We start from the raw sequence: 12809 nt of genomic DNA, 5'->3' as shown, positions 1-12809 counted from the left end.
GAAAGTCTTGGGAACAAACACCGAAGCTCCCCAACTCCGGTTTATTTCATCCTGCACAATGTGTCTGATGTTCAGATTATGAGCAGGTTTGAAGACTTAATGTACCAACTTGGTGCGAAGGAAACCAAGGCTTTTTGTCAGGCTTTGGGGCGTACGTCCTGAATTCAGTCAGCAAGTGTGGGAAACCATCTTGTCGGGAGGGCTGACCGTGAAACAACCACCGGAAAACAACCACCAGCAAAACTTATCTCCCGTTAATACGTTTCAGAACACAGAAGAGAATATTTTGTCTGACTTCCCGCCAGCGCTGACCCTTTTAGTCAGCGCTGGCTTCTTTAGGGAAGCTAAGAAAAGAGGGTTTACTGAAAGTACTGCACCAATCCATCCAATAGCATCTGTACGGCCAGCATAACCAGAATCATACCCATCAGGCGCTCTATCGCCATAAGACCTCTGTCACCAAGGATTTTGTACAAAGGTTTGCAGAACATAAGAATGGCGGAAGAAACAAGCCAGGCGCCAAAAGTTGCGATAGTCCAGTCCGCAAGCATATCTGGCTGTCGATTAGCCAAAAGCATCAGGGATGCCAGTAGAGATGGGCCGGCCACCAAAGGCGTTGCCAGAGGAACTATGAAAGGTTCCTGTTTAGGTGTGTCGTTATGAGAACCGTTGTCTGATGGGAAAATCATTCTGATGGCAATGATAAACAGAATAATACCGCCGGAAATACTCACGGCCTCTGCCTTAAGATGCATCACATCAAGAATGGCCTGCCCGGCAAACAGGAACAGCATCATAATAAACAGGGCAATTAACAGTTCTCTTAACAGCACTTTGCTGCGCCGTTCTTCCGGAACTGACTTAAGAATGGACATAAATACGGGCAGGTTGCCCAGAGGGTCCATGATCAAAAACAGCGTCAGTGCTGCGCTCCAGATCTCCATTTTTTGAATCCGTTTTTATAAAGGTGAGGCAGGGATTTGCAGAAGCCGCATTGTGCCTTACCTATGATTATTTGTAGATACCAGATTTCAGCCGGAACCACTGACAAGGTTGATTACAGGAGAATTCTGCAGTGATGGGCTGAGTCGTGTGAGCGCCCGATAAGTGCGGCGACAGCCCTATAAGTGTTTAACCCGGATATATCGGGTCGAATCTCTCCCTGTTAATTTTGACCAGATGGTCATAATATTGTGCGAATTTTTAATTCACCCAACAAAAATCGCTCTGCCAATGACTTCGTCGCCCTATACCAAAGACGTTATAAAAACCTGGTCAGAATTACACCGGGATAGTAGAGAACTTGCCTGGGAATTGCTTAAAAAAGCACCGGGAGATAATAAAAGATGGGAGGGCATTATTGCTGTTACCCGCGGAGGAATGATTCCTGCAGCTATTATTGCCCGTGAATTAAATATTCGGTTGATCGATACGCTCTGTATCTCCTGCTATGACGATCATCAGCAGGTGGGTGAGTTGAAAGTAATCAAAAATACCATGCTTGAAACAGATGGGCAGGGATATTTGGTAATTGATGACCTTGTTGATACCGGAGCAACTCTTCGGGAGGTCAGAAGATTGTTATCAGCTGCACATATTGCCACCCTCTATGTAAAACCCTCTGGGGAGAAGCTTGTTGATACCTTTGTTGATAAGTTTTCCCAGGACACCTGGGTAAGGTTTCCGTGGGATATGGAGCTGGGATACGCACAGCCTTTGGTTAATAGATAACCAAGGTAAAATCACTGGCACTATGAATAAATGCTAGTTATTTAGCGGCTTTCCGCAGTTCTATTGAAACAATAATTCCCGCTCTCTAAAATTCACCCAACTTTTCAATTTTGTGTGTGTTTTTTCAATAATGCACACAAAATACTCTCTTAGGGCTCTCTTCATGGCTACCAGCAGCGCAAATCCTGCCCCACTCGGTCTGGCAGGTTTCGGTATGACAACAATTCTCCTCAATCTGCACAACGCAGGCTTTTTTGAGCTGAACGCAGTTATTCTCGCTATGGGCATCTGCTACGGTGGTCTGGCTCAGATCCTGGTTGGCATGATGGAGTTCCGTAAGGGCAACACCTTTGGCACAGTTGCATTTACTTCTTACGGTCTGTTCTGGTGGTCTCTGGTTATGATCTGGACTCTGCCTGCACTGGGGCTGGCTGCACCAGCATCTGCCGCATTTGTTGGCTGGTATTTGCTGCTGTGGGGAATCTTCACGACCTTCTTCTTCCTGGGCACTCTGGCTGGTCCACGCATTGGTCAGATTGTTTTTGGTTCTCTGGCTATTCTTTTCTTCCTGCTGGCAGCTAAAGACTTCACCGGAAACCATGCGATTGGCATTCTGGCTGGATATGTTGGTATCTTCTGTGGAGCAAGTGCTCTGTATGAAGCTTTTGCTCTGGTACTGAACGAGAAGTATGGTCGTACTGTTATGCCTATCGGTGCGCCACATCCTGCACAGATGACTGGTCAGGTAGTTCCTGCATAACGGTTTGCAGGGCTGTAAAAAACGGAGCTTTGTGCTCCGTTTTTTTGTTTATGGAGCTAAGAAACTCATGATTAAGTCCCAATCCTTCTGAAGCCCAATCTTCCTTGCAGCTATTTGCCTGAGCGGCTCTATACTTTTTAAGTTAAGAATGACTATAGGGCACGGAGGCTCTTATGGATGCTCTTCTTAGTTCACCCAAGGAAGGTTTTATTTCTGAAGGCAACCCAATGGGAACCGACGGCTTTGAGTTTGTTGAGTTTGCCGCGGCAGACCCTCATGAGCTGGAAATGTTATTCTCCTCTCTTGGTTTTAAAGCTATTGCGAAGCACCGTTCCCGGAATGTCACTTTGTGGCGTCAGGGAGAGGTTAACTTTCTAATCAACGCCGAACGTTCCGGTTTCAGTCATGATTTTATGAACCGTCATGGCTCCTGTGCCTGCGCAATGGCCTTTCGTGTGGCGGATGCCAAGTACACAATGGAGCGCGCTTTAAAACTGGGTGCCAGCCCTTTGAAATCACAAGCCAGCTATATGGAATTGAATATTCCCGGTATAGAAGGCATTGGCGGCGCGCATATTTATTTTGTTGATCGTTATGGTGACAAGGGATCGATTTATGATGTGGATTTTGAGCCTTTAGATAATGTGAGTGATCAGCATTCTGGCTTTGGAATGTATGAAATCGATCATCTGACTCACAATGTTTACCGGGGCAATATGAACCGGTGGGCAGCTTTTTATGAGCATTACTTTAACTTCAAACAGATTCGTTACTTTGATATTGAAGGCAAACTGACTGGCCTTAAGTCCCGGGCAATGACCAGCCCCTGTGGAAAAATCCGCATCCCTATTAATGAATCCTCCGATGACAACAGCCAGATTGAGGAGTTTCTCCAGCAATATAAAGGGGAAGGTATTCAGCACATTGCCCTGAGTACAAATGACATTCAAAGAACAGTGAGTTCTTTAAGTAGCGCAGGTGTGAAGTTTATGTCTCCCCCTCCAGCTACCTACTACGACATGCTGGATGAACGGTTGCCCAATCATGGTGAGAATGTTGCGGAATTGAAGAGCCGGGGTATTCTTCTGGATGGTGATGATCATGGTGGTCTGCTTCTGCAGGTTTTCACCGACACGGTTATTGGCCCTATTTTCTTCGAAGTGATTCAGCGGAAAGGTGATGAAGGCTTTGGTGAAGGGAATTTTCAGGCACTGTTTGAGAGCATTGAAAGAGACCAGGTGGCGCGAGGCGTGCTCGCCAATCAGGCGGCTCAGGGTGACCTTCTCCAAGGGCCGCAGCAGGCAGGGCAATAATGAAAGAGTCATCGTACGTCGCCCGTGAACCAGATGCAGACGGTGTTATTCAATACACCGAGCAGGAGCATGAAACCTGGGCGAAATTAGTTGAGCAGCAGATTAACCTGATGCCCGAGCACGCCTGTCAGGAATATCTGGATGGGCTGGAGAGGCTGCATCTTCCTCACGGTCATATTCCACAACTCGATGAGCTGAATAAGGTTTTGGCAGAAGCTACAGGCTGGCAGGTTGAGCGGGTTCCGGCACTGATTGATTTCGACCGTTTTTTTTCTTTGTTAGCGGATAAGAAGTTTCCGGTAGCGACCTTTATTCGTCGCCCTGAGCACATGGGTTATCTGAAAGAGCCGGATATCTTCCATGAAGTATTCGGCCACTGCCCACTGTTAACCAATCCTTCTTTTGCCGCCTTTACCCACACTTATGGGAAGTTAGGTAAGTCCGCCACACACGAACAAAGGGTGTATCTGGCAAGGCTTTACTGGTTCACTGTAGAGTTTGGTTTGATTGATACTCCTACCGGTTTGCGTATTTATGGAGGGGGTATTCTTTCTAGTCCCAAGGAAACCAGGTGGAGTGTTGAAAGTATTGCTCCGAGGCGGGAGCGGTTTGATCCGGTGCTGGCGCTGCGAACTCCCTATCGAATCGATATTCTTCAGCCTTTGTACTACATCATCGATCATATGTCTGAACTGAATGACCTCAGCAAGCAGGATATTATGTTAATGGTGGCGGAAGCTCGCCAGACAGGCCTTCTGCCACCACTCTTTACCAACGACTGATGACAATGAGTAGGTGATGCCGTGAGTGAGTTATCAGAATCAAAGTGTGCGCCCTGTGAAGCCCGGGCTGCGCTGTTGAGAGAACCTGAAATTGCGGAGTTGCTCAAGCAGCTGCCGAAGTGGTGTATGGAAAATAGAGGAGGAATTCTTCAACTGGAAAGAGTTTTCCAATTCTCTAATTTTAAAAAAGCTCTGGAATTTACCAATGCAATTGGTGAATTGGCAGAGACCGCAGGCCATCACCCAGCCCTTTTAACAGAGTGGGGGAAAGTCACAGTGACATGGTGGAGTCACAGCATCAAAGGGCTGCACAAAAATGATTTCATTTTGGCAGCCCGAACGGATAAGGCCTTTGGCGACTAGTTTTATCTGATAGATCTGCGTTAAGGATTCAACGCAGCATAGAAACAACATTGGATGTTAAAAATGAATAATAAATATACTCACGGCCTTCCGGTTCGTGAGGGGGAATCATCCCGGCAGGCTCATTGTGATCTACCAAAGGGAACCTATGAAAGAGAACTGGGTCGGGAAGGTTTTTATGGCCCGGTTTCTCACATGCATCACAAACACCCGCCAACAGGGTGGGAAAAATGGGAAGGTCCTCTTCGCCCCCATGCTTTTGATCTGAACAAATTGCACTCTGAAGCTATAAGTCCATGGCTGTCTGCACCACTTCTTTATAACCGGGATGTTCGACTGCGGTTCTGGAAACTGTCGCGGGATATGGAGTATCTGGCACGCAACAGTGACGGAGATGAGCTGTTATTTGTTCACAACGGTACAGGCGATCTTTTCTGTGACTATGGGCATTTGAGCTTTCGGGATGGCGATTATCTGCTGATTCCACGAGGAACAGCATGGCGTATAGACATATCGGAACCCTGTTCTTTTCTGATGATTGAAAACACCGATGGTTTGTTTTCTCTCCCGGATAAAGGGCTGGCTGGTTATAACGCGATTTTTGATCCGGCTTGTCTTGATCACCCGAAAATCAACGATCGTTTTCTGGATCAGCAAGATGAACATAGATGGAAGATTTATGTAAAACGTGAAGGTCATATTTCCAAAGTGACCTACCCGTTTAATCCTCTGGACGCCGTTGGATGGCACGGTACCAATATGGTGTTGCGGATCAACTGGCGAGATATTCGCCCAATCATGAGTCATCGCTACCATCTGCCACCTTCGGTGCATTCTACCTTTGTCGGTTCCGGCTTGGTGGTTTGTACTTTTGTTCCCCGACCTGTGGAAACTGATGCTGGTGCTTTGAAAGTACCATTCTTCCATAACAACGATGACTACGACGAAGTGCTGTTTTATCACCGGGGTAATTTCTTCAGCCGCGACAATATTGATGAAGGCATGATGACTTTTCACCCTTGTGGGTTCCCCCATGGTCCTCACCCCAAAGCATTGGAAAAGAGTCTGGTAAATCCTGCCACAGAGACCGACGAAGTGGCCGTTATGATTGATTCCCGTCGGCCACTGAAAATGGTTGATACCTTGTGGCCGGTAGAAGACAAAAGTTATGTTAACTCGTGGAAGTCTTCCGAAGCGTGCGAAGGAGAAACCGAATGAAATTGGGTTCTCTGAAAGCAGGACGAGATGGGCAGCTGGTGGTTGTTTCCAAAGACCTTTCCCGATTGGTGGCAGTATCTGATATTGCAGCAACCCTGCAGGAAGCTCTGGATCATTGGGAAACCGCAGCCCCCGCGCTGGAAAAAGTTTATGAAAGACTGAATGCCGGAGATTATCCGGCAGCGGTGGACTATTCCCGTGAGTTGTTTGCTGCGCCGTTACCCAGAGCTTATCAGTGGCTGGATGGCAGTGCCTATGTGAATCATGTGGAACTGGTTCGCAAAGCACGTGGCGCAGAAATGCCGGAGTCCTTCTGGACTGATCCATTAATGTATCAGGGCGGTTCCGATCAAATGCTTGGCCCTTGTGATGATATTGATCTGGCAAGTGAGGATTGGGGTATAGATTTTGAAGCTGAAATCATAGTTGTGACTGGTGATGTGACCATGGGAGCAACGGAGAGCGATGCAGCAAGTTCTATCCGTTTGCTGGGTTTGGTGAACGATGTTTCCCTTCGAAATTTGATTCCGGCTGAATTAGGAAAAGGTTTTGGCTTTGTGCAGAGCAAACCTGCCTCCAGCTTTTCTCCGGTTTTCGTTACCCCAGATGAGCTTGGTGTAAGTTGGAAAGATGGAATGGTTCACCTGCCCTTACTGGTTTACAGAGGAGAAGAGCTTTTTGGCCAGCCTGACTGCGCAACAGATATGACTTTTAACTTTTTCGAACTGATTTCCCATGCTGCCAAAACACGTCACCTTGGAGCAGGAACAATTATTGGTTCCGGTACTATTTCGAATAAAGATCGAAGTGTTGGCTCTTGTTGTATCGCAGAGCGGCGAATGTTGGAAACCCTTGAAAAGGGCCAGCCGGAAACCTGCTTTTTGAAGTTTAGAGAACGTGTACGGATAGAAATGCTAAACGCATCAAAGCAATCAATATTCGGAGCGATAGATCAACAGGTTACCCCCCTGAGTGAGGATGTCTGAAGGTGAGCAGTACTGTTTAGAACGGATGACAAGATTCCTTGGCTGTGACACTCTGCAGCCATAGATTCTTCCAGGTTGTTCCAATGAAAATATGGGTTGATGCCGACGCCTGCCCCAATGTCATAAAAGAAATTTTGTTTAAAGCTTCTCAGCGTACAAAAACCGAACTGACGCTGGTGGCTAACCAGTATCTTCGCACACCTCCCTCCCCTCTGATAACAGCGGTTCAGGTTCCATCAGGATTTGATGTGGCCGACAGTCATATTGTGCAGGAGTGTTCTGCGGGTGACTTGATTGTTACGGCAGATATTCCACTGGCTGCTGAAGTGTTGCAGAAAGGTGCGCATGCCCTGAATCCCCGGGGTGAATTTTACGATCAGGAAAACATACGTCACCGTCTGGCTATGCGGAATTTTATGGAAGAAATGCGCAGTACTGGTCAGGTATCCGGAGGCTCGCCACCGTTGGGAAACCGGGAACGAATGGATTTTGCTAATGCACTGGACAAATTTTTGGCGCAACACAAATAACAAGAAAGGCGAACCGTGAAACTCTACAGCTATTTCCGTTCCTCTGCTGCATTTCGAACCCGTATCGCTCTGAACCTGAAAGGTTTGGATTATGAGCAGGTTGCAATCAATCTGCTTAATGGTGAGCAAAATGAGCAGGAATATAAAGCAGTAAACCCCATGGGGCTTGTTCCTGCATTAGGGACAGAGGAAGGTGTGCTGGGACAGTCGCTGGCAATTATTGAGTGGCTGGATGAAACTTACCCGGAACCAGCCCTGTTGCCAAAGCTTGGCTGGGAAAAGGCTCAGACTCGAGCCATGGCCTATGGGATCGCCTGTGATATACACCCCTTGAATAATTCCCGGGTGCTTAAGTATCTGCAAAATGATTTGTCGCAGAGCGAGGAAGCAGTAACTACCTGGTATTACCACTGGATTGCCAAGAGTTTTGAAGCTTTGGAGCAACAGGTTGAAGCTACTCCCTTTTGTGTGGGGAATACACCGACCTTGGCGGATATTTGTCTGATTCCTCAGGTGAAAAATGCCAAACGTTTTGCTATGGACCTTTCCCCATTCCCCAAAATTCTCGGCATCTGGGATCACTGCATGACGTTGGACGCATTTATTCAGGCTGCTCCTGAGAGTCAGCCTGATAAAGGCTAACCGCCCTGCTCTTCCATGTGTTTGTTTTTTAATCGAACATAGTTTTTTGAAGAGTACAGAAAGAAGTCCCGCTCTTTATCGGTAAGAGGGCGGGCTTTCTTGGCTGGATTGCCTTTGTACACATACCCACTTTGTAGATGCGCTTTTGGTGGAACCATAGCACCTGCCGCAACAAGAACTTCTGACTCCACAACCGCACCATCCATCACAATTGCGCCAAGACCGATAAGAACCCTGTCGTAGATTGTGCAGCCATGAAGTGTGGCGTTATGGCCGATGGTGACATCATCACCAATATGCAAAGGCCAGCCATCGGTGTTGTAGGGGCCTGCATGGGTAATATGAAGCACAGAACCATCCTGAACACTGGTGCGTTCACCAATACGGATCTCGTGCATATCCCCTCGAATGACCGCGCAGGGCCATATAGAGCTGTCTGTGCCTATTGAAACATTCCCCAATACGACAGCTGTGTCGTCAACAAAAACCTTGTCGCCCAATGAGGGTGTTTTGCCCTGGTAGCTGCGTATAGTCATGGGGCTGGTAGCTCGTGTATGTGAAGTTAATGCTGGCAAGCATAATGAATACAAAAGCAAAGTTGCAAACTCATCACTGTGCAGAAGCCTGAGATAAATCAGAGGTACACTCTCTTGTAAAGGTCAGGAACTGGGCTATTTCTATGGGCTTGTGAAATTTCAAGAGCTAGCTATGCAAAGGTTCAGAGGTCTGCATTCAGGTTACAGTCATTCAGAACGACTCTGTTTTATTCGGTTACTCCTTTTTTGTTTGCTGGTAATGACTGTTGTTCCACTAACCGTTGCCGAGGTTTTGCCAATACAGGAAAGAGAACTGGAAGACACAGCTCGGGAGCTGCTGAATGTCCATCCGGAATGGCAGATATTGCCGACCGAGAAGCTGGAGTCGTTAAAGCCTGCACCCTACGGTTATACGGGGCGAGGTTGGGAGTTGTTTTACGATCATGCTTTATCGTTAGGATTGTTACCCGCCATATGTTCTTTAGAGGAAGGTTCTGGAGAGTATCTTCTGGCTGGGGGGCTGCTCTCTGATGTGGCAAGCTCCATGTCTCAATTCGAGCTTATATGGCGGGTGGGCGTAGCAAGCTTTAATTCTCAACCCCTGATCAAAGCTCTGGGGGGAAAGAGTAATTTGTTTTGGGCACAGAGAGGAGCTGCTTTGGTTCCAGCTGTAGTGTCTAATCTTCCAGAAATCTTCTGGCAACTTGGTTTAATCAGAACTAGCCGAAGCCATATCAAGCTATATCCAGAAAGTTTAGGAAAGTATTTTTCTTTTAGTTTTGTAGCGAGTGATGCCCTGGTCGAAGGTCTTCCATTTCCCCGGATCGATATGAAAATACATCCAACGTCGATTCAGAACGAACCTCACCAGACAGGCTATGAAGAAGCATTGGTGGCCTTACATGAGAGCGCTCGAACCAATGGTATTACCAAGATCAGCTTTTATGGCGCGAAGGAAACAGTTGATAAGAAATCGCAGCTCTCACTGTATCTTCGTCTGCACTCAAATATTCAGGAACCACGCTTGATACGGTTTCCCGTTAATTTTGGAGAAACAGGGTCAGGAATCTGGTGGACTGAGGCACTGGAAAAACGCTGGATCCAACGGGTATATAATAAGGATGATCAATACAAGATAGTGCAGTCTTTGAATTACTTGCTGGGGTATGGCAAGCCTCTTTTAAACCCCATCAGTAAAGGTATTCTCGAACAGGTTCCTGAATTAATAGAAACCTCTTTGTTTGCAGACGAGGAAGAATCATTCACTTCCCATTGGGAAGGATACACTTGGAGTCACGCTGATACGGCTCTATCTCTTGATGTTGACGACGTTTCAAAGCTAGCGGCAAAAGCTATTCCTGCACAGTCTCAATCACATACGTTGATAAGTAACGGCGCCAGCGGTGGAATCTTCATTGATGATTATGAATCCCAGAGCGTTGGCATGCCGAAAATAACATTGCTTCCCAGTGCTGACAGCTCATGGATAACTAACAAAAGTTTGGTACAGCTGGAGAAGCACCTGCCGTGGCTTTATCCACGGGGCGTTTATGCAATTGCCAGAAATGTTGCTCTGAGTGCGACATATATGGGTTTGCTCACAACTATCCGTATTTCTGCTGCTATCAATGTAAGAGTCAGGAGAGAAATTTAACCAGAACAGTGTTGTCAGCTTGCAAACTCGTCATTGTTGTCTAGTCCTGTAAGTCTGATTTCGGCAATTCACCGGCAACGGCCTATGTTTGACTCGTATCGGCGACAGACATTTCGCTATCTTACGGCTTCAGTCTTGTTTTGTATTTCTCTGGCAACATTTGCGTCCTCGAGATTGGAGCTAAGGAGTCATCTTGATAACTGGTATCAACGGTCTGTGACTCAACCGAAAAGCTCAGAAGCCGATGGGCAACATAACCGGGTGCTTATTGAATCTCATGGTGAGTGGGACTGGTTACCCCAGACAAAATTGTCTGAGATGAGTCTTTCTCCGTATACAACAAAGGGTCGTGTCTACGAAGCAGCAAGTGATCATGTTTTGCCGATTGCGGCACTTTTTCTTACTGCAGAACTTTCAAGGCAGGGAGGTTGGCTGGAATATTACTGGACTGGTGATAACTCCGGAAAAATGCAGGATCTGTTCTGGCGTTTTGGGGATGCAATGGCTGATGTTGCTACTTCTAACTCTCCAAATGAAGCGATATGGAAGCTGGGAGTTTCCAATATCGACATCTTCCGCAATGGAACCGGAGGCTGGAAAGACAGGTTGCTGTACGGCGCGAAAAAAACAGTCGCTTATCTGCCATTCTTTTACAGTGCCTTGCCTGAAACTCTCTGGGAACTGGGGATTATCGGCCCCGGGTCTGCCGTGATAGATATTGAGCCGGATTATCTAAAACAATACATATCACTTGAGGTAAGAAGCGCCCTCAGCGAGAGAAATCAGGGTACCCCACCTTTTGCTTATATTGATCTGGATATTCTCTCTGGAGCACCAATCGACCACGAACCCGGATCCAGCTACGAGCAAGCCTTGCAGCAGCTGAATGACAGTTGTCGTGCAAATGGCATTAATCGTATTCGTTTTTATGGTGCGGTAGAAAAAGGCAGAGAACTTTCTCTCTATCTTCAGTTTTATTCTGGCAACAGGCCCAGCCAGTTGATTAAGTTTCCTGCCAGTTTTGGATCACCCAAGGAGGCAGACTGGTGGACAAGGGCGTTGGATTCCCGAACCTTTCACGGTGTATACAACGACCGTGATCAGTACCGGGTTGTACAGAGCTGGAATAATCTCTGGGGATATAACCGTCCTCTTATGAATCCTCTGAGTGAAAGTATTATTGCTTACATTCCTGAGCTGATTGAAGTAATGGCTATGAGTGAGAGATTGGAGGTACACACAACCTATTGGAAAAAGCACCAATGGATGTTTGTTGCTCCTGATCTTGCTGGAGATATTGAGGATGGCAGTGAACTGGCTGTTCAGGCTATCCCTCTACAGTCCAAGCTTCACACTCTGGTTAGCAATGGAAGCAGCGGTGGTTTTTTCTTTGATGATCACAAATCCAGGAGAGCAGAGTGGTCGAAGATAACTCTTTTAACTCAGGTCGATGTCTCACAGATCCATAAAACGAACCTTGTCAGTATGGAATCTCATCTGCCCTGGTTGCCAGTGCGAGGTGGTGCCCGTATAGCGAAACAGTTTGCAACAAACTATACCTATAGCCTGATGGCGAAAGCATTCTTTAACTGGAGATTACACGCACCGAAGAAGAGCAGCTTTGCCAAGCATGTCCGGGCCGAACTTGACGATGCAGAAGATGAAGAATGGAGACGCCAGCAAAAGCAATCCAACTCGAATACTACGACATCAATCTATCCAACTGAAGGCGAACTGGCACAAGTGGCCAAAGGTGATGCTGCTGTCCATCAGGCACCACCACTTCCGCTACCACTTCCATAGATTCAGCTCCCTCCGAAGCCAATAATTTAAAAAAATCGACACAACCTTTAGCAGCGGTGCTCGTTGTGAATAAGGAAAGGCCTGCTGATGAGCTGCAACGTCTCTTCAAGAGCGGAGGGGTAAAACTGAACAAGGTTGGGCCTCCGAAGAAAGTACCCAGGGAATACGTTGGTGATGCTTCACTGCGCCTTTGTTGGCCGTGTTGAAGCGTCGTAGAGAGGCTATGGCTCCACCACATCCATCTTCGCCAACCAACTCCTCGGGTTCATCTAACAGTCAAAGTGACGATTTCCCTGATGGAGATGAAACTGAATCACTTTTCATTCATGAACTGTTCTTACAAACAGATGATCCTGAAGGAGCGACTGAGGAGAAAGGTGACGGGGCGTAGTCATGTGAACCAGGGTTTCCAGCAGAGTTGAAAGGCCTTGAAATACCCTGTAGTTGCCACCATTGAAGTCGATAATAGATCGACAGATTGTGGCCGAACA

13 protein-coding genes are annotated in these 12809 nt (G+C 47.1%); 11 read left to right on the top strand and 2 right to left on the bottom strand.

Translation table 11 applies throughout. The features are described from left to right. Positions 1–359: 359 nt before the first annotated feature. The gene (locus tag QMA35_RS01495; RefSeq protein WP_281645355.1) at positions 360–944 is read right to left on the bottom strand and encodes a YhgN family NAAT transporter; all 585 of its coding nucleotides are present in this window, start codon (positions 942–944) and stop codon (positions 360–362) included. Positions 945–1191: 247 nt separating this feature from the next. Between QMA35_RS01495 and gpt the strand changes: the two genes are divergently transcribed. The 9 genes from gpt (at position 1192) to maiA (ending at position 8325) form a co-directional block, all read left to right on the top strand. Next, on the top strand, positions 1192–1731 hold the full coding sequence (gpt, locus tag QMA35_RS01490) for a xanthine phosphoribosyltransferase (RefSeq protein ID WP_348650920.1): 540 nt from the start codon (positions 1192–1194) through the stop codon (positions 1729–1731). A 163-nt stretch (positions 1732–1894) separates the two neighbouring features. Next, complete coding sequence (locus QMA35_RS01485) at positions 1895–2491, top strand: acetate uptake transporter (protein WP_281645354.1); 597 nt, start codon at positions 1895–1897, stop codon at positions 2489–2491. Positions 2492–2664: 173 nt separating this feature from the next. Next, positions 2665–3804, top strand: a complete 1140-nt coding sequence (gene hppD, locus QMA35_RS01480; protein WP_281645353.1) for a 4-hydroxyphenylpyruvate dioxygenase — start codon at positions 2665–2667, stop codon at positions 3802–3804. Then, positions 3804–4586, top strand: a complete 783-nt coding sequence (gene phhA / locus QMA35_RS01475) for a phenylalanine 4-monooxygenase (RefSeq protein ID WP_281645352.1) — start codon at positions 3804–3806, stop codon at positions 4584–4586. The genes hppD and phhA overlap by 1 nt, the downstream gene beginning before the upstream one ends. A gap of 21 nt (positions 4587–4607) precedes the next feature. Then, positions 4608–4949, top strand: a complete 342-nt coding sequence (locus tag QMA35_RS01470; protein ID WP_281645351.1) for a 4a-hydroxytetrahydrobiopterin dehydratase — start codon at positions 4608–4610, stop codon at positions 4947–4949. Between the two features lie 63 nt (positions 4950–5012). After that, on the top strand, positions 5013–6167 hold the full coding sequence (locus tag QMA35_RS01465; protein ID WP_281645350.1) for a homogentisate 1,2-dioxygenase: 1155 nt from the start codon (positions 5013–5015) through the stop codon (positions 6165–6167). Then, on the top strand, positions 6164–7153 hold the full coding sequence (locus tag QMA35_RS01460) for a fumarylacetoacetate hydrolase family protein (protein WP_281645349.1): 990 nt from the start codon (positions 6164–6166) through the stop codon (positions 7151–7153). Before QMA35_RS01465 ends, QMA35_RS01460 begins: the two co-directional genes overlap by 4 nt. Before the next feature lie 83 nt (positions 7154–7236). Next, a complete protein-coding gene (locus tag QMA35_RS01455; protein WP_281645348.1) occupies positions 7237–7683 on the top strand; it encodes a YaiI/YqxD family protein in 447 nt (148 codons plus the stop codon). A 15-nt stretch (positions 7684–7698) separates the two neighbouring features. After that, positions 7699–8325 carry a maleylacetoacetate isomerase gene (maiA, locus tag QMA35_RS01450; RefSeq protein ID WP_281645347.1) on the top strand — a complete coding sequence of 209 codons (627 nt, stop codon included), beginning with the start codon at positions 7699–7701 and terminating at the stop codon, positions 8323–8325. Here the strand turns inward: maiA and QMA35_RS01445 are convergent. Further along, entirely contained in the window at positions 8322–8861 is a 540-nt protein-coding gene (locus QMA35_RS01445) for a gamma carbonic anhydrase family protein (protein WP_281645346.1), read from the bottom strand. The genes maiA and QMA35_RS01445 overlap by 4 nt on opposite strands. A gap of 172 nt (positions 8862–9033) precedes the next feature. Here QMA35_RS01445 and QMA35_RS01440 point away from each other — a divergent pair, with 172 nt between their 5' ends. Both QMA35_RS01440 and QMA35_RS01435 read left to right on the top strand, forming a co-directional pair. After that, positions 9034–10515, top strand: a complete 1482-nt coding sequence (locus QMA35_RS01440; RefSeq protein WP_281645345.1) for a hypothetical protein — start codon at positions 9034–9036, stop codon at positions 10513–10515. Positions 10516–10731: 216 nt separating this feature from the next. Continuing rightward, a complete protein-coding gene (locus tag QMA35_RS01435; RefSeq protein ID WP_281645344.1) occupies positions 10732–12318 on the top strand; it encodes a hypothetical protein in 1587 nt (528 codons plus the stop codon). Positions 12319–12809: the final 491 nt, after the last annotated feature.

It is taken from the genome of Parendozoicomonas sp. Alg238-R29 (assembly GCF_947331445.1).
GTDB lineage: Bacteria > Pseudomonadota > Gammaproteobacteria > Pseudomonadales > Endozoicomonadaceae > Sansalvadorimonas.
The sequence above is the reverse complement of the archived record's forward strand: the minus strand, read 5'-3'. Positions and strand labels throughout refer to the sequence as shown.